The sequence below is a fragment of the Frankia sp. CgJB1 genome, from assembly GCF_977947065.1.
In genome coordinates this window covers 1-17,145 of sequence record NZ_CDWTNB010000084.1, presented here as the reverse complement: position 1 = coordinate 17,145, position 17,145 = coordinate 1, and the positions used below count along the sequence as shown (strand labels likewise).

General features: G+C 70.1%; 19 protein-coding genes. 4 read left to right on the top strand and 15 right to left on the bottom strand.

Features of this window, described 5'->3' with window-relative positions; genetic code table 11:
• The first annotated feature begins 464 nt into the window (after positions 1–464).
• A complete protein-coding gene (locus AC08OT_RS11470; protein WP_476592519.1) occupies positions 465–1,556 on the top strand; it encodes an NAD(P)/FAD-dependent oxidoreductase in 1,092 nt (363 codons plus the stop codon).
• Between the two features lie 87 nt (positions 1,557–1,643).
• A complete protein-coding gene (locus AC08OT_RS11465; RefSeq protein WP_476592518.1) occupies positions 1,644–2,099 on the top strand; it encodes a sirohydrochlorin chelatase in 456 nt (151 codons plus the stop codon).
• Here AC08OT_RS11465 and cobA read toward each other — a convergent pair.
• From cobA to AC08OT_RS11435, 6 genes are all read right to left on the bottom strand, one after another.
• Positions 2,065–3,567, bottom strand: coding sequence for a uroporphyrinogen-III C-methyltransferase (gene cobA, locus AC08OT_RS11460; RefSeq protein WP_476592517.1), 1,503 nt, complete (start codon positions 3,565–3,567; stop codon positions 2,065–2,067). The two genes, AC08OT_RS11465 and cobA, sit on opposite strands and share 35 nt — an antisense overlap.
• Positions 3,568–3,627: 60 nt before the next feature.
• On the bottom strand, positions 3,628–4,299 hold the full coding sequence (locus AC08OT_RS11455) for a phosphoadenylyl-sulfate reductase (RefSeq protein ID WP_476592516.1): 672 nt from the start codon (positions 4,297–4,299) through the stop codon (positions 3,628–3,630).
• Positions 4,299–4,505 carry a transposase gene (locus tag AC08OT_RS11450; protein WP_462185641.1) on the bottom strand — a complete coding sequence of 69 codons (207 nt, stop codon included), beginning with the start codon at positions 4,503–4,505 and terminating at the stop codon, positions 4,299–4,301. The genes AC08OT_RS11455 and AC08OT_RS11450 overlap by 1 nt, the downstream gene beginning before the upstream one ends.
• Positions 4,498–6,207: a nitrite/sulfite reductase gene (locus AC08OT_RS11445; RefSeq protein ID WP_476592515.1), complete on the bottom strand. Its 1,710-nt coding sequence runs from the start codon at positions 6,205–6,207 to the stop codon at positions 4,498–4,500. The genes AC08OT_RS11450 and AC08OT_RS11445 overlap by 8 nt, the downstream gene beginning before the upstream one ends.
• A gap of 60 nt (positions 6,208–6,267) precedes the next feature.
• Positions 6,268–6,459 carry a putative leader peptide gene (locus AC08OT_RS11440; RefSeq protein ID WP_476592514.1) on the bottom strand — a complete coding sequence of 64 codons (192 nt, stop codon included), beginning with the start codon at positions 6,457–6,459 and terminating at the stop codon, positions 6,268–6,270.
• Positions 6,460–6,634: 175 nt separating this feature from the next.
• Entirely contained in the window at positions 6,635–7,141 is a 507-nt protein-coding gene (locus tag AC08OT_RS11435) for a response regulator (protein WP_476602805.1), read from the bottom strand.
• Positions 7,142–7,695: 554 nt separating this feature from the next.
• Between AC08OT_RS11435 and AC08OT_RS11430 the strand changes: the two genes are divergently transcribed.
• Positions 7,696–8,691, top strand: coding sequence for a helix-turn-helix domain-containing protein (locus tag AC08OT_RS11430; RefSeq protein ID WP_476592512.1), 996 nt, complete (start codon positions 7,696–7,698; stop codon positions 8,689–8,691).
• Positions 8,692–8,698: 7 nt separating this feature from the next.
• Here the strand turns inward: AC08OT_RS11430 and AC08OT_RS11425 are convergent, their stop codons facing one another.
• From AC08OT_RS11425 to AC08OT_RS11390, 8 genes are all read right to left on the bottom strand, one after another.
• Positions 8,699–9,574 (bottom strand): menaquinone biosynthetic enzyme MqnA/MqnD family protein, encoded by an 876-nt coding sequence (locus tag AC08OT_RS11425; protein WP_476592511.1) that lies wholly within the window; start codon positions 9,572–9,574, stop codon positions 8,699–8,701.
• The gene (locus AC08OT_RS11420; RefSeq protein WP_476592510.1) at positions 9,571–9,822 is read right to left on the bottom strand and encodes a hypothetical protein; all 252 of its coding nucleotides are present in this window, start codon (positions 9,820–9,822) and stop codon (positions 9,571–9,573) included. The genes AC08OT_RS11425 and AC08OT_RS11420 overlap by 4 nt, the downstream gene beginning before the upstream one ends.
• 62 nt (positions 9,823–9,884) lie before the next feature.
• Complete coding sequence (locus AC08OT_RS11415; RefSeq protein WP_476592509.1) at positions 9,885–10,178, bottom strand: hypothetical protein; 294 nt, start codon at positions 10,176–10,178, stop codon at positions 9,885–9,887.
• Between the two features lie 12 nt (positions 10,179–10,190).
• On the bottom strand, positions 10,191–11,339 hold the full coding sequence (gene mqnE / locus AC08OT_RS11410; RefSeq protein WP_462185634.1) for an aminofutalosine synthase MqnE: 1,149 nt from the start codon (positions 11,337–11,339) through the stop codon (positions 10,191–10,193).
• 102 nt (positions 11,340–11,441) lie between these two features.
• The gene (locus AC08OT_RS11405; RefSeq protein WP_476592508.1) at positions 11,442–11,837 is read right to left on the bottom strand and encodes a hypothetical protein; all 396 of its coding nucleotides are present in this window, start codon (positions 11,835–11,837) and stop codon (positions 11,442–11,444) included.
• A 95-nt stretch (positions 11,838–11,932) separates the two neighbouring features.
• On the bottom strand, positions 11,933–12,733 hold the full coding sequence (locus AC08OT_RS11400) for a UbiX family flavin prenyltransferase (protein ID WP_476592507.1): 801 nt from the start codon (positions 12,731–12,733) through the stop codon (positions 11,933–11,935).
• A 14-nt stretch (positions 12,734–12,747) separates the two neighbouring features.
• Positions 12,748–13,695 carry a menaquinone biosynthesis prenyltransferase MqnP gene (gene mqnP, locus AC08OT_RS11395; RefSeq protein ID WP_476592506.1) on the bottom strand — a complete coding sequence of 316 codons (948 nt, stop codon included), beginning with the start codon at positions 13,693–13,695 and terminating at the stop codon, positions 12,748–12,750.
• 93 nt (positions 13,696–13,788) lie between these two features.
• On the bottom strand, positions 13,789–15,240 hold the full coding sequence (locus tag AC08OT_RS11390) for a menaquinone biosynthesis decarboxylase (RefSeq protein WP_462202620.1): 1,452 nt from the start codon (positions 15,238–15,240) through the stop codon (positions 13,789–13,791).
• 385 nt (positions 15,241–15,625) lie between these two features.
• Between AC08OT_RS11390 and AC08OT_RS11385 the strand changes: the two genes are divergently transcribed.
• Positions 15,626–16,051 (top strand): PLD nuclease N-terminal domain-containing protein, encoded by a 426-nt coding sequence (locus tag AC08OT_RS11385; protein WP_476592505.1) that lies wholly within the window; start codon positions 15,626–15,628, stop codon positions 16,049–16,051.
• 186 nt (positions 16,052–16,237) lie between these two features.
• Here the strand turns inward: AC08OT_RS11385 and ccsB are convergent.
• A partial coding sequence (gene ccsB, locus AC08OT_RS11380) for a c-type cytochrome biogenesis protein CcsB (protein ID WP_476602804.1) occupies positions 16,238–17,145 on the bottom strand: 908 nt, incomplete at its 5' end.

Here is a 17,145-nt window from a genome sequence, read left to right as displayed (position 1 = left end):
AGAACTAGGCGAAACCCGACGCGCCGATCGTTCCGTCACTGTTCTCCCGCCCGTGTTATACCTCCGGCCGCGGCCCAGGTACCGTTCCGGCCTGGGAGCCGTCACCGGTGCCGCAATTGTCTCCCCGTGCAGGGAGACGAACCCATCATCACGCCACAGTCCGTCGTCGCCCAGTCCCTACGGGCATCCGCAACGGCGCGGAAGTCACGCTAACGCTAACCCTCTCGAGTAAATCGATGTCGAGCGTTGTCCGCCAGCCGACGCGGCGGATCCGGTCGTTCCCGCCAGCCGTATCCGAGGGGACCGCAGGTAGTCGACGACAACCACAGGTGGTCGACGACTCACCATTCCGCGGATGAAGGCGGGTGCGGCGTGTCTCCGGCAGGATGAGGGAGGGAACATCCACTGCTACCGACCGGCTGCCCCGACAGCGCCGGTCGGCCGCCAAGCTTAGGGAGTCACCCGTGGTCACGCAGTCCGCCGATGCGCACCAGCCCGCGAACGCGGTCACGGAGACCGACCCCGCGGCCAGGGCGAGCGTCACCGGCGCCGTGCGGTCGGGGACGTCCCCGGTCGACACCGACGTCGACATGCTGATCGTCGGCGCCGGGCCGGCCGGCCTCTACGGCGCCTACTACGCCGGATTCCGCGGCCTGTCAGTCGCGCTCATGGACTCGTTGCCCGAGGCCGGCGGTCAGGTCACCGCGATGTACCCGGAGAAGATGATCTACGATATCGCGGGCCTGCCGGCCGTCCGGGGCCGTGAACTGATCGACGCCCTGTTGATCCAGGCGAACCAGTTCTCCCCCACCTACCTGCTGGGCCAGCAGGCCGCCGAGCTGACCCACGAGCCGGGCGCCGTGGTGGTGACCAGCAGCCAGGGTCTTCGGGTACGCGCCAAGGTCGTCGTCATCACCGGCGGTCTCGGCACCTTCACCCCCCGCCCGCTGCCCACCGGCACCGCGCATCTGGGCCGCGGCCTGGTCTACTTCGTGCCCAAGCTCGACGTCCACACCGGCCAGGACGTCATCGTGGTCGGCGGCGGGGACAGCGCCTTCGACTGGGCGCTGGCCCTGGAGCCGATCGCCCGCTCGGTCACCCTCGTGCACCGTCGGGACCGGTTCCGGGCGCATATGTCCACAGTCGAGCGGGTCGAGGCGTCCTCCGTCGAGATCCTGACCTTCACCGAGGTCGCCACGGTCCACGGTGAGGAGTGGATCGAGAAGGTCGAACTGGTGCAGACCCGCACCGGCGACCGACATGTCCGACCCGCGCAGGCGGTCGTCGCCGCGCTCGGATTCACCGCCGACCTCGGACCGCTGACCCGCTGGAATCTGACCATTGACAAGCGGCACATCGTCGTCGACCCGACGATGGCGACCGGAGTCGAGCGGATCTTCGCGGCCGGCGACATCACTGAGTACCCAGGGAAGGTCCGCCTGATCGCGACGGGTTTCGGGGAGGCCGCGACGGCGGTCAACAACGCGGCGCCGGTGGTGGACCCGTCGGCAAAGATCTTCCCGGGGCACAGCTCCGACGACGGCACCGGCGGCTGAGCGCCCGGCGGGCGTGACCGACAGGCGTGGCCGTTGTCCGTCGGCGCCCGACCGGGCGCCGACGGACCCGCGGCGCACACTGGGAACATGCGCGGTCTACTGGTGATCGGTCACGGATCCCGGCGGGATGAGGCGAATGCGACGGTTCGGGAGCTCGCCCACCGGCTCCTGGTCGATCCCGGCCATGCCGCCGCGCCATGGACGTGGGGAGCGGTCGAAGCCGCCTTCCTCGAAATCGCCCGGCCCGACATCGCCACCGGGTACGCCACGCTGGCCGACGCGGGATGCACCGAGATCGTCGTTTACCCGTTCTTCCTGTTCGACGGCAATCACACCCGCCGAGACATCCCGGCGGCACTCGACGACGCCCGGTGCCGGCACCCGACGACCCGATGGGTGCTGTCGGAGCCGCTCGGGCTGCACGCGAGCGTCGTCGACGCGGTCCGCGCGCGGCTCGACGACACCCTGCGTCTCCTGGTTCGCGACGCCGAGGCCGCCGCTCCGAAGATCAACCATCCGGCGAGCCGATGGACCGGCTGGTGACGACGAAGTCCGCGACGGCGGCCGCGAGCGGATGGACCCCGGGTTCGGTGGGCACGATGTCCACCCGCATGCCCGCCACCGCACAGGCCAGCGCGCTGCGTCGACCCATCGCCGCGATGAGCAGATCGGGCGGGAGAGGTCCGTAGATCTCGGCGGTGCTGCGGGCGGCGGTGGACGACGCGAAGGCCGCGACGTCGAAGTCGCCGTGCCGGAGCTCCTCGGCGATCCGGGGATCCGGCTCGGCGGTCACGTCGGTAAGCAGCGGCACCCGGCGCAGGGAACACACCCCGTCCGGCGGGTCCGCCGCGCCGACGATCAGCACCCGCGACGAGCCGGTCGGACCGGCGAGACCGGTCGACGACGGATCCATGGACAGCTCGGCGACGGGCACCGAGGCGAGGCCCAGCCCGTCAAGCGCTTCCGCGGCGTCCCCGCGGGCCGCGACGAGAGTCAGGCCGGCCAACGCCCGCACGTCGGTGCCGGCTCGACGCAGCAGGGCCACCACGGCGGCGACCTCGTCCGCATCGGCCAGCAGCAGACCATCCGCTCCCGGCAGCGCCGCCACCAGCACGGCACCGGCGTCCTCGACCGGCGCGGGCCGGGCGACAACGGTCTCGACCGCATCCGCGCCCAGCTGCCGCAGCCGGCGAGCCAGCAGACCCGGCCGCGGCCGGGTACGAGCCACGAGTACCCGGATCCCGGCGAGCGGCCCCGCCTCCGAGACCGGCGCGTCCCGGCGCGCCGCGACCTCTCCGACCACGATCACCGCGGGAGACCGCACACCGGCCGCGATCGCGTCGATCGCCAGCGCGTCCAGGGTGGTCCGCAGGATCCGCTGCGCCGGGGTCGCCCCGCGCTCGATGACCGCGACCGGCGTCGCCCCGGGGCGACCGCCGGTGAGCAGCGCGTCGGTGATGTCCATGAGACGCGCCACCCCCATCAGGATAACGATGGTCGCCCGGGAGGCCGCGAGACCGGCCCAGTCCACCGTCGACTCCGGATGGCCGGGTGGCAGGTGCCCCGAGACGATGGCAACCTCCTGCGCGAGACCACGATGAGTGACCGGGATGCCGGCACAGGCGGGTACGGCCAGCGCCGAGGTAACGCCGGGCACGACGGTGCACGCGACCCCCGCCACGGCGCAGGCCTGCGCCTCCTCGCTGCCTCGCCCGAGCAGGTAGGGATCGCCGCCCTTGAGGCGGACGACGCGCGCACCGGCGCGCGCCCGGTCGACGAGGACCGCGTTGATCTCCTCCTGGGTCCACGACGGCGCGGTCGGGCTCTTGCCCACGTGGATGATCTCGGCGCCGGCCGGGGCGGCGCCGAGGAGGACGGCCGCGGCGAGCCGGTCGGTGACCACGACGTCCGCGTTCGCCAGCACCTCACGGCCGCGAACGGTGAGCAGACCGGGATCGCCCGGGCCCGCGCCGACCAGCCAGACCTCACCCACACTTCGCCCGTCCGTCACGGCGTGCACCGTACCTGCTCGGTTGCCTTCGAACACTGGCAGCCGGCAGGCCCGAGGAGGTCAGTGGATACCACACTCCGTCTTGATCGAATCGGCCCACCGGCCCTCCCGGCCGGCGCCCCGCCGGGTGCACGGCCAGCAGCCAACCGAGTCGTAACCGTCGGAGAGGAGCGGGTTGACGATGACGCCGTGCTCGGCCACGTAGCGTTCGACGTCCTCGTCGGTCCAGGCCGCGAGCGGGTGGATCTTCACCTTGCCCCGTCTGGCGTCCCAGTCGACGACCCGGAGCTTCGCCCGGCTGGGCGACTCCGCCCGCCGCGACCCCGCGGCCCAGGCACGGTAGGGAGCCAGGGCCCGATCCAGCGGAACGACCTTGCGCATCCGGCAGCACAGGTCCGGGTCGGTCCGGTAGAGGTCCTGACCGTAGACGGCGTCCTGGCCGACGACGGTGAGCTGCGGACGGGCGCTGATGATCGGCAGGTCGTAGATTCCGGCCACCGCGTCCCGGGTACCGACGGTCTCGGGGAAGTGATAACCAGTGTCGATGAAAACCACGGGGACGTCGGACCGGATCCGGGCGAGCATGTCCACGAGGATCGTCTCAGCCATTGAGGCGGCGATCGCCAGCTTCGTCCCGAATTCCTCGACCGCCCAGCGCAGGATCTCCTCCGCCGGCGCACCCTCGAGATCGTCCCCGGCCCGCAGCGCCCGGGCCTGCAACGCGGCATCCATCAGCTCGTCTCCTCGTCGTCACGCAACCCGGCTCCGGCGGCCGCGAGGGCCGTCAGACTCAGCCGGAAGCCCCGCAGGCAGGATCGGCACGCCCAGTACCCGTGGCCAGGTCCCGCGCCGGAGCCCTCCGGCGGCGTGTCCGGGACGATGTCCTCCTCGCCGCAGTACGGGCAGTAGAAGGGCACCACCCGCTCACCGCTAGCCATCAGCGGCACCGAGCGCCGTCAGCTGGGCCTCGTCGGCCCGCTCCGCCCAGTCCGCGAAGCTCTCCCCCGCGGTCCGGCCCGCCCGGTAAGTCTCCAGCACCGCGACGACGTAGTCGACGAGGCCGTCGGCGGTCACCTTCAGACCACGCGACTTGCGGCCCAGCCGCGACCTGGTACCCAGGTGCCCGCCGAGGTGGACCTGGAAGCCCTCGACCATCTCACCGGTGGCGTCGTCCGGTACCAGGGAACCCTTGAGCCCGATGTCTGCGACCTGGAAGCGGGCGCAGGCGTTGGGGCAGCCGTTGACGTTGATCCCGATCGGCTCGTCGAAGTCGGGCAGCCGGCGTTCGAGCTCGTCGATGAGGTCGCGGGCCCGGCCCTTGGTCTCGACGATCGCCAGCTTGCAGAACTCGATACCGGTGCAGGCCATCGTGCCGCGCCGAAACACGCTCGGGCGGACCACCAGGTCGAGCGCACCGAGTTCGGCCTCCAGCGCGTCGACGCCCGCGTCGGCGACATCGAGGATGACGAGCTTCTGCGTCGTCGTGGCGCGGATGCGGCCCTGCCCGAACCGATCGGCGAGGTCCGCCACCGCGGTCAGCGTGGTCCCGCTGAGCCGACCCGCCCGCGGTGCGAACCCCACGGCGTTGCGGCCGTCGCGCTGGCGGTGCACCCCGATGTGGTCGCGCCCCTCGCTGCGCGGCGGGGCCGGCGCCGGGCCGTCAGGCAGCGCCGAAGCCAGGTACTCCTTCTCCAGGGTCGCGCGCACCCATTCGGCGCCCATGTCCGCGACCAGGAACTTCAACCGGGCGCGGGTGCGCAGCCGGCGGTAACCGTAGTCTCGGAACAGCGACACGACGCCGTGCCAGACCTCGGCAACCCGCGCCGGCGGCACGAACGCGCCCAGCCGCACGCCGAGCCGCGGGTTCGTCGACAGACCGCCACCGACCCACAGATCATAGCCGGCTCCCAGTTCCGGATAGATGACCCCGACGAACGCGATGTCGTTGATCTCGTGCAACGTGCAGTGGTCGGCGCAGCCGGAGATGGCGCTTTTGAACTTACGGGGCAGGTTGGCCAGCGTAGGGTCGCCGATGAACCGGCGGACGACCTCGTCGATCGCCTCGCTCCCGTCGATGATCTCGTCACCGTCGACCCCGGCGAGCGGGCAACCGAGAATCACCCGGGGGGTGTCGCCACAGGCCTCGGCGGTGGTCATGCCGGCGTTCTCCAGTGCCGCCCAGATCGCCGGCACATCCTCGATCCGGATCCAGTGGAGTTGGATGTTCTGCCGGTCGGTGACATCGGCGACGTCCCGGCCGTAGCGGGTGGAGACGTCGGCGATCACCCGGAGCTGATCCGAAGTCATCCGGCCGCCGTCGAGTCGGATGCGCTGCATGAAGTAGGAGTCGTCCAGTTCCTCGGGTTCGAGGATCGCCGTCCGCCCGCCGCTGATCCCCGGCCGGCGCTGGGTGTACAGACCCCACCACCGGAACCGGCCCCGCAGGTCCTGGGGATCGATCCCGTCGAAACCGGTACGCGGGTAGAGGTTGAGGATGCGGTCCCGCACCTCCAGACCGCCTTGGTCCTTCTTCATCCGCTCGTTCGCGTTGAGCGGCTCGGAATATCCCAACGCCCACTGGCCCGTTCCCTTGGGTCGGGACGGGCGCGCGGACCGGGCAGGACGAGCAGGAGAAGTCATGAGATCTCTCGGTGCGCAAGGAAGTCGCGGCGCCGGCAGCGGGCGCCACGAACGGAGACGTCAGCGGGAGCGGCGACAGCCGGCGCTGGAAACCCGCAGCAGGTCGACGTGCAGACGGGCGACGAGCATCGGCTCAATCACCAGGCACGGCACCGCGGGGGACGACGCAGCCCGGCGCCGACGGGAGACGTCAAGCGGAAGGCCTGACGCCTGCCCAACCGGCATCCCACCAGCGAGGGCGCACGTAGTCACGAGCCCATGTTTCCACAGAAGTACGGCTGATGGGCAAGTCGGGGCACTGTCCGGCCTACTTCGACCCGCCGCCCTGCTCCAAACTGCAATAAACCGGACGACCAGCCCCGAAACCGTCCGCCATGGCCGTCATGACAGCGGAGAAAATGAACAATCCCGCCGGTCACGAGATCGCTCAGATCGTCCGGTGGGCGGCGCACAGCCGCCGGAGCTGCTCCACCAGCGGACCGGTGGCCAGCCCCTTCTCCAGCAGGCCATCCGCGCCGAGTTCCAGCACCTGGTCGAGCAACGCATCCTCGGAGAATCCCGTGAAGATCACCACCGTGGCCCGCGGCACGACCCGCCGGATCCGCGGCAGGGCGGCGATGCCGTCGAGGACCGGCATGGCCAGGTCGAGCAGCACGAGGTCCGGCTCGGTGCGGACGACCTCGTCGATCGCCTCCGCGCCGTTGGACGCGGCGCCGACGATCACGAAGTCGGGTTCGGTCTCCAGCAACAGGCACAATAGGTCGCGCACCCCGTCCGCGTCGTCGACGACGACTACGCGCCGTGGACCGGGCGGAGGCACCTGCTCCGCCGGAGCGGAACCACGGCCCACAGCGGAACCGCCGACCAGGCCGACGGCCTTCTCCCCGACGAGCCCGACGGTGTCGGCATCCACCGAACGGCCGGTATCCACCATTCTTTTGTACGCGCCCCGCCCGACCCCGCGCATCGTCATTCAGGATGGTTTCCGAGGATGACCCACGTTGGCCATCAGGCCGATACCCGCAGACCGTCGCGAAGCACCGCAGCCTGGACGCGGCCGCGATAGCACACCATGCGGGAATAGCCCGTCCGGACGAGCCCTCGGCGATTCCGCCGCTTTCCGCCAACACTTCCGTGGCAACACTCGCGTTTCCCAACAATAACCCAAGAAGGTCGGCATAATGTCTCGACGGAGGTGCGGTATGACGGGCGACTTCCACACGGCGATCGATCGGCCGACCACGAAGCGCGATGCCGATCGACTTCGCCTGCCGTTTGACAACTGAGAGTAATCAGTGAAACTGGATGTGTATGGGACTTTTGACCTCTAGTCAACTAGGGTGCGGCCTGGAGTAATCTGATCACTATCGGTGACTCTCTACTGGCCATTGGGCGGGCGACCGTCAGGCGGGCGAGCAGAGACAGCACACGACTGCTGAGCTTCCCTCCTCGGGAGGCGGGACCTTGCCACGCGGAAGGACGTCACAGATGCGGCAACGGAGCCGAGGCCGGCACGATGCAGCGACCGCCGAAGACCTGCTACCCGCTGAGGTCCGACGGCGGCGCTGTGAACGTGTCCTCTCTCGGGAGGAGCTCGCCCGACGCACCGGCTACAGCCGCCAGTACATCGGTCAGCTCGAACAGCCCAGCCGAGGCATCCCCTCCCGACCGATGATCGCCGCAGTCGACGCGGCGCTGGAGGCCGGGGGCGCCCTCATCGACCTGCGTGAGGCAGCCGTCGCCGCCCGGGCGGAACGCCTGCGTCGCCAGCCCGATCCGGAGCGGGAGTCCCGCCGCCGGGTTTCGGATCTGCTCGACCACCGCCGGTCGGACACCGAACTGGACTACCTCGATCGGTTGGTGGCCGATCTGATCGCCAAGGCCGACCGGCTCGATCCACAGGACGTCACCGCCCAGGTGCTGGAGCAGCAGAACGTCGTCGACAACCTGCTGCACACGCCCATGCTGCCGCACCAGCAGTTCCGGCTGTTCATGCTCGCGGGTCACCTGGCCGGGCTGCTCGCCATCTCCCTGTTGGACGTGGACGAGCTCGCGGGAGCCAGCACCTGCTGCCTCGAGGCGGCGGTGTTCACCGAGCTGACCGGTCACGAAGGACTACGGGCCTGGACCCTCGCGGTCAACAGCCTCATCGACGCGGCCGCCCGGCAGGCCTGCGAGGGCAGCGAACCCGGCACCGAACCCGGCATCGCGTCCGGCGACGGCCTCGGGGCCCCCGTGCCACCGGACCCACGGTCCGGGCCGCCAGGTGAACCCAGCGATCCAAGGTATGCTCTGGCCGGCGGGGATGACGCCGGTGGCGAGACGCTCGACGAGATGCTGATCGCGCCGGGCGGGCGAGCCACCCCGCCCCGGTTGGTCGCGCTGGTAAAGGGACGTATCGCGCGCTTCGCCACGGCGAGTACGCGCCAAGCGGTTCCGATTCCGCCGACCAGTATCTCTCACGCGTTCCGACCACCGGTCTGAGCGGCGGTCAGACGTCCGCGAAACGCAGTGCGCGCAGCGCCGGAACATCACCTCGCCGCGCGGCACGCCCGGCGAAGGCGATAATCCCCGCCTGCTGGCGCGCACCGAGCCGAAAGTCGAGAGTGGTGAAATACCGGGCCAGCGTGCCCGGGTCGAACACCTCAAAACGGGCCGCCCGCGCCGCGACCTCGTCCACATCACGCAGCGCCAGGTCGAGTCCGGAGCGGAACGCGCCGTGCACCTCCTTGACCACCCCGGGACGGCGTTCGGCGAAGGACCGTCGGGCGGCCCACACGGCGAACACCATGGGCAGGCCGGTCCACTCCCGCCAGGCGGCACCGAGATCGACGAGCCGGAGAGGATGGTCCGGACCGCCCCGCTCGGCATCGTAGGTCGCCCGTAGCGCGGCATCACCGATGATCACTGCGGCATCCGCCTCCCGCAGCATCGACGGCAGGTCCGGCGGCATCGTCACATACTCCGGTCGCAGGCCGTAGCGCTCCTCCAGCAACATCCGGGCGAGCAGCACGCTGGTCCTGGACGTCGAGCCGAGCGCGACGGTCCGGATCTCCACGAGCGGCGCCGCCGTGCCCAGCACGACGGACAGGACCGGACCGTCGGAGCCGACCGCGAGGTCGGGCAGCACGACGAGCTCGTCGGCATGCCGGAGGTACTCCACCAGGCTGATCGGACCGATATCGAGATCGCCGGCGACCAGCGCGTCGTTCAGCCGGTCCGGGGTGTCCTTCGTCAGCTCGATGTCGAGCAGAGCACCGGAGTGGACCAGTCCCCAGTACAGCGGCAGGCAGTTCAGAAACTGGATGTGCCCCACCCGGGGACGGGCCTGGGTATCGCCATCGTTGTCCGCTCCGGCTCCGGTCAACGCCGTCCGCCCCGGCGCTCCTCCATGACCTCGATGACCACGCGGCGCTGGCGCAACGCCAGGGGATAGCTGAGCAGCCCGCTGAACACCACGGCCAGGGCGAAGGCCAGCAGCCCGCGCACCCCCAGCAGCAGGACCACGGCCAGCACCGCTCCGAAGAGCAGCACGCGTACCGCGAAGTACCGCAGGTTGATGCCAAGCAGGCCGCGCTCGCCCGCCTGGCCCGATCCGGTCAGCGAGTCAGGCATCGCTCCCTGTGGCCACGAAACCCGCTGTGGCCACGGAACCAACCGCCTACGCGGTTGCACCATCACGTCCTCCGTCTCTTCGTCGGCACCCAGCCGAGCCGGCGCAGCACGGTCGGGAAGAAGCCCAGCCCCAGGAAGACGACGAACAGACCCAGCAGACCGGCGGCGCCGATCGGCAGACCGATCCAGTCGAGCACCACGTACCCGGCCACCCCCGGAAACAGGATCACCAGGAAGGCAAGCACAAAGATCGATCCGATGCCGGGTGCTCCGGGGTGCCGGACAGGCCCGGGACTCCCGAGCGCCGGCGACTCCTCGGATCCGCGGGCCGGCCCCGGCCCGTCCCCGGTGCCCATCCGGTCCACCGGTCAGGCGTCGATCGAGGTCGGGACGTCACGCCGAGCCGGGTCGGGACCGTCGTAGACACGGATCTCCCGGTAGCGGGTGTCCCGCTCGACCGGGCGGAAGCCGGCGTCGCGGATGATTGCGAGCAGATCCTCGCGGGTCATGGTGTGCGGCGTCCCGAACCGGTCCGCATCGTGCGTGATCTTGTACTCGACAACGGAACCGTCGAGGTCGTCAGCGCCGAAGTTCAACGCGAGCTGCGCCGTGGTGAGGCCGTGCATCACCCAGAAGCACTTGATGTGATCCACGTTGTCGAACAGCAGCCGGGAGACGGCGAACGTCTTCAACGCCTCGACCCCCGTCGCCATCGGCTGGTTCATCAACCGGTTGCGCGGGTCACCGGCGGCGTCGTGCTGGAAGCGCAGCGGAATGAAGACCGTGAACCCGCCCGTGGAATCCTGCAGCTCACGCAGCCGCAGCACGTGGTCCACCCGGTGCCGGGGCTCCTCAATGTGCCCGTACAGCATCGTGCACGGGGTGCGCAGGCCCTTGGCGTGGGCGAGCCGGTGGATGCGCGACCAGTCCTCCCAGTGCGTCTCGTGACCGACGATCTTCTGGCGGACCTCCCAGTCGAAGATCTCCGCACCGCCGCCGGTGAGCGACTCGAGTCCCGCATCGATGAGCTCGTCGAGAATCTCGTCGGCGGACAGGCCGCTGATCTTCTCGAACCAGTGGATCTCGGTAGCGGTGAACGCCTTCAACGCGACGCCGGGCAGCGCCTTGCCGAGCTCCCGCAGCGAGCGCGGATAGTAGCGCCAGGGCAGCGTCGGATGCAGACCGTTGACGATGTGCAGCTCGGTGATCCCGGCCGGCTCCATCTCCTTCGCCAGCCGGACAGCTTCCTCGATGCGCATGGTGTAAGCATCGGACTCACCGGGCTTGCGCTGGAACGAGCAGTACGCGCAGGACGCCGAGCAGACGTTCGTCAGGTTCAGATGCCGGTTGACGTTGAAAAAGGTCTTGTCGCCGTTCTTTCTGGTGCGAACCTCGTGGGCGAGACCGCCCAACCAGACGAGGTCGTCGCTGGCGTACAGCGCCTCCCCGTCGGCACGGCTCAGCCTCTCGCCGACGGAAACCTTGGCCTCGATCTCCCGCTTGAGCCCAGCATCCATGCCTTCTAGCCTAGCCCGCAGCTCTCGGCGTCCTCGGAGGCGAGCACAGCTACCCGGTCACAGCCGCCCCGCGATCCGGCGGGGCATCCGGATTACTCGCGGCTACCCGCCGTTCCCGGTGTTCCCGCCGTTCCCGGTGTTCCCGGCATCCGGGCGCTGAGCGGCCCGCTGTGCGGCCCTGCGCTGCATCCGCCCGAGCGGCCAGGTCAGCAGTCCGGCGACGGCGAACCCAATGAGCAGCGCCATCAGCAGGTTCAGCCCCACGGTCACCAGGATTACGGTGATCACGGCGAGGGCGGCGACGCGGGTCAGGAAGTACGGCAGTTGCGCACGCAGGTTCACGTCCTGCGGCGCGGGCCGCTCGGCGCGAGTGGGACGACCCGGCCGCGCCGAGGCGCCGCGGCCCCCCGCCGAGGCGGGTCTGCGTGCCGTGGCCCCGTCCACCCCGCCGGTTCCGCGGCCCCGGTTCCTCGCCGGTCCGCGCCCACCCGTGGCCATATCGTCCTCATCCCGCCGGCACCGCGGCCCCGGTCGGGGCCCGTTCCCGACAACTGTGCCTGTCCGGGCGGGGCCTGCGCCAGGGGGAACAGGCGTCACCCGGCCGGTGGCGCCGCCTCGACGTCCGCCAGGTCACGGCGGCCCGGCAGGTCACAGCGGCCCGGCAGGTCACAGCGGGCGCCGCCGAGCTCGCCGGTCCAACGCCGGAAGAGCGTGTGCGGCACGTCGGCGGCGTCGAGCACCCGCCCGGCCACGAAGTCGACGAGATCGCCGGCCGTCCGTACGCCCGCGTAAAATCCCGGGCTCGCCGCGGCCACCACCGCCCCGGCGTCGTGCAGGTCCAACATGTGGCGCAGCGTCGCGCGGGTGTAGGGCATCTCCCGCGGGACGACGATCAGACAGCGGCCTTCCTTGAGCGTGACATCCGCCGACCGCTGCAACAGATCCTTGGACAATCCCAGGGTGATGCCGGCTAGGCAGGCCGTGCTCGCCGGGACGACGATCATCCCGCGGGTCGGGTACGAACCGCTGCTCGTCGGCGCCCCCAGATCACCCGGGGCATGTACCTCGACGAGGGTGGACACCGTATCGGCCAGCGCGTCACGATCGGCCCGCCGCGCCGACACACCCTCTGGAGGTGACACCCCGCCCAGGGGCATGGACAACCACGTGACCAGGACTTTCGCCCAGGCGGAGTCACGCCAGGCGATGCCCGTCTCATCGAGCAGGGTCAGGCGGGCCGCGCGGGACAGCACCAGATCGACTGGCAGCCGGGCGGCCAGCAGGCCACGCAGCACCGCGGCCGCGTAGGGGGTTCCACTGGCGCCGCTCACCCCGACCACCCACGGCAGGCGCGGTCCGGCCTCCTCCTCGGGGGCACTGAAAACATCGGCCATGACGAATCCGACGCTCAGACGGCCAGGCCACGGCTGGCGAGATCGACGACGGCGAAGAGGAACAGGACGATGCCGACGAATCCGTTCGCGGTGAGGAAGGCCCGGTTGACCCGCGACAGGTCGTTCGGGGACACAATGGCGTGCTCATAGCAGAATGCCGCCGCCGTCAGCACGAGCCCGGCCCACCACCACGCACCAGCGTTGTCCAGCAGCCCGTAGACGATGAACAACGCAAAGGTGATCATATGCGTAACCGTGGAGCCAATGAGCGCGGCCCGCACCCCGAACCGGGCCGGCACCGCACGCACGCCGATGCGCCGGTCGACCTCGGCATCCTGGCAGGCATAGATCACGTCGAAGCCGCCGATCCAGCTACCGACCGCGAGGCCGAGCACCAGTGCGGCCCAGGACCACTCGCCGGTGACCGCGATCCACGCGCCGACCGGGGCCACCGCCTGGGCGATGCCGAGCACGGCGTGCGGGAAGTCGGTGAACCGTTTCGCGTAGGGGTAGACGACGAGCGGCGCGACAGCGACCGGCGCGAGCAGCAGGCAGAGCCAGGACAGGGCCGCGGCGGCGGTGAGGAAGACGGCGAGCGCGACCGCGGCGCCGACGACCGCCGTGCGCACCGAGACCACGCCGGTGACCAGCTCTCGGTTCGCCGTCCTCGGATTACGGGCGTCGATCGCGCGATCGATGACCCGGTTTGCGGCCATGGCGAAGGTTCGGGCCGCGACCATCGCCACGCTGACGAGGGCGAGGTCCGACCAGTGCACCGACCGGGAATCCGCGAACGAGGCGGCGAGCGCCGCGATGTAGGCGAACGGCAGCGCGAAGACCGAGTGCTCGATGACGACGAGCCGCAGGAACGCCCGTACCCGGCCGGCGGCGTGTCCCGGGCCGGCTCCCGACCCTCGCCCGACCGGCTCCGACGCGCCCGGCACCCACGCGGCGTCACTCACCGCAATCACCACTCCTTGTTCCTTGCCTATCCAGAGGCCCTAGCGTCCTTTTTGTCTTTGTCCCTCTGGATAAGCAAGGCAAACGGAGGACGGTCACAGTCCATACTCCTTCCATCGGCGGGTGACCCGTTCGCGGACCGCCTCGTCCATGACGATCTCCTCCGGCCAGCCGCCGTTGCGCCGGTAACCCTCGCTCGGTAGCTTGCGGGTCGCGTCCACACCAACCTTGCCGCCCCAGAACTGCTCGTAGGCGGCGTGGTCGAGATGGTCCACCGGCCCGATGGTCGTGATCAGGTCGTGGGCATAGTCGACGTTGCCGAAGGCGCGCCAGGCGACCTCGTGGTAGTCGTGCACGTCGCAGTCGGCGTCGACGACCACGATCAGCTTCGACAACGACAGCAGCCCGGCTCCCCAGACCGCGTTCATCACCTTCTGCGCGTGCTTCGGATAACGCTTCTCGATGGAGACGATGCAGCAGTTGTGGAACACCCCCGCCTCAGGCAGGTCGTAATCGACGATCTCGGGGATCATCATCCTGACCAGCGGCAGGAAGATCCGTTCGGTGGCCTTGCCCATCGGACCGTCCTCCTGCGGCGGCCGACCGACCACGATCGTCTGGAACACCGGGTCACGCTGCGTCGTCATCACGTCGACGTGCAGCGCCGGGAACGGTTCGACGGGGGTGTAGAAGCCGGTGTGGTCGCCGAACGGCCCCTCGGGCAGCCGCTCCCCCGGCTCGAGCCAGCCCTCGAGCACCACTTGTGCGTTCGCGGGCACCCGCAGCGGGACGGAGAGGCAGTCGATCATCTCCACCCGCTCGCCGCGCAGGTAACCGGCGAACAGGTACTCGTCGAGGTCGGTGGGCAGTGGCGCGGACGCGGCGTAGGTGACCGCCGGGTCGCACCCGAACGCGATCGCGACCGGCAGCCGCTCCCCACGCCGCTCGGCGACCGCGTGATGCGCGTTGGAGTCCTTGTGGATCTGCCAGTGCATGCCGACGGTGCGTGCGTCGTGGCGTTGCAACCGGTACATCCCGAGGTTGCGCGCCCCGGTCTCGGGGTGCTTCGTGTGCGTCAGACCGAGGTTGAGGAAGGCCCCGCCGTCGTTCGGCCAGGCGTGCACCCCCGGCAGCCGGAACAGGTCGACGTCCGGACCCTTGAGGATGACGTCCTGGCAGGGCGCGGTCCGGACCCGGCGGGGCGGGATCGAGGCGAGCGACGCCGCCTTGCCGAACGCCTCGCGCAACCCGGACAGGCCGATCGGCAGCTGCGGGCGCAGCAGCGCGCCGAGCCGTTCACCGATGTCATCCAGCGCCTCGACGCCGAGCGCGGCAGCCATCCGCTCCTCGGTGCCGAACACGTTGATCGCCAGCGGCATGTCGGCGCCGGCCGGGGACTCGAACAGCAGAGCCGGCCCGCGCTCCCGTACCACCCGGGTCACGATCTCGGTGACCTCGAGACGCGGGTCGACGGGTACGGTGACGCGGCGCAGATCCTTCCGCCTTTCGAGATGAGCAAGGAACGCACGCAGATCCGCCCAGGCCATGACCTCCATCCTCGCAGTCGCCACGGGTGGATGCCCGACCGCCCACAGGTGGTCACGATCCCAGTTCAACACGTCACGCCACGGGCACGACCGCGTCGGATAACGGACCGGAGGGACGAGGAGTCGGCGCGGAAGGCACACTAGAGGTACACGGGCCGGCCATCACCACGACATGTACGTCCGCCGCAGGCCATAGCGGACGGTACGTGCTCGCCTGACCCATCTGGTGGGGTCGCCCGTCCGTGACGCCACCCGTCCGTGACGTCGCCACGGGTCGGGGGTTTCGCCACGGGTCGGGATTAGATGCCCGCGGATCGGATGTTCCATACCTGACAGGTCACGACGAGAATAACGATCAAGAAAAGCAGGAAGGAGCGACCGGCCGGTGCTGGGCCTCGCGCTGACGTTTGTGATCATTGGCGTTTGGGCTTACGCGATCATCGATGTCTTCGGGACACCCCCCGAGGAGGTTCGGATCATGCCCAAACTCGCGTGGATCGTAGCAGTGATCTTCCTTGGTATCTTCGGCACCGCCGGATGGTTCTTCTTCGGTCGGCCTCGCGCGAACAGCGCCGGCGGGCGACCGCTGCGCCGGCCGGTCTCCGACCACCCGGCCTTCGGGCAACGATCGTCCTGGGGCGTCGACAGCCGGCGTGATGGCGGCTTCAACCGGTACAGCGCACGGACGGGCACCCGCCGGGCCGCCGTCCGGCCGAAGGGTCCCGACGACGACCCGGACTTCATGCGGGAACTGTCCGCCCGGATCCGCAAGGGCGAGGCCGGACCGCCGCCGTCGTCGTCCCACGGCTGAGCCGCCTGGACGCGGGGGATCCAGGGGCACGAGCCCGCGGCTGACCGGCTCCGCGTACCGGGACGAGCGGCGGTCCGTCGTTCCGGTACGCGGCCGAGCGGGGTGTTCTCCGCAGGCTGCAGGTAACCCGCCCGTTCTCCCCGACGGGGCCAGACCGGGACCAGGGACCAGCAGCCGCGGGGAGGGTCAGATGCCGGCGTAGGAGTGCAGCCCCGAGATGATCAGATTCACCAGGTAGTAGTCCACGAACAGGGCGCTGAAGGCCAGCAGCGAGATCGTCGCGGCCCGCCGCCCACGCCATCCAGCCGTCGCGCGGGCGTGCAGGTAGGCGGCGTAGCAGACCCAGGTGATGAACGACCACGTCTCCTTGGGGTCCCACCCCCAGTAGCGGCCCCATGCCGCCTCCGCCCAGATCGCCCCGGCAATGATCGCGAAGGTCCAGATCGGGAACGCGAACGCGATGACCCGGTAGGATAGTGTGTCGAGCGCCGTTGACGACGGCAGGCGCATGACGATGCCGCCCCGGCGCTGCATGGCCCGGCTCGCGTCAGCCCGTCCGGCCGCGACCTCGGCCAGCCGGTTTTCCCAACGCTCCTTGATGAGGAACAACACCGTGGTCACGGCGGAGACCAGGAATACCCCGCTGGCGACGATCGCACCGACCACATGGATCTTGAGCCAGTACGAGTTGAGCGCGGGCACCAGCGGTCCCGCGGCGACATAGAGCACGGTGCCGGCGAAACCGAGCGAGAGCACGACCGGCAGCATGACGAAGACGCCCAGCCACCGGACCGGCTGCCGGATCATCAGGCCGAGAAACGTCGTGACCGCGATCAGACAGATCATCGACGAGAACTCGTACATGTTGCCCCAGGGCACCCGCTCCGCCGCGAGGCCACGAGTGATGACGGACCCCAGGTGCAACGTCCAGCCGACGACCGTCAGCGCGACGGCGATCCGCCCGATCCGCCGGGCACGCGCGGGAACCGCCACGTCGCCGTCGTTACCGGCGGCCAGCGTGTGCGCGGCGTTCGCCCGCCGCCGGACAGCTTCGCTCTCCCGGGCCCGGGCCGCCGCGAGGGCCACGGCGGCGG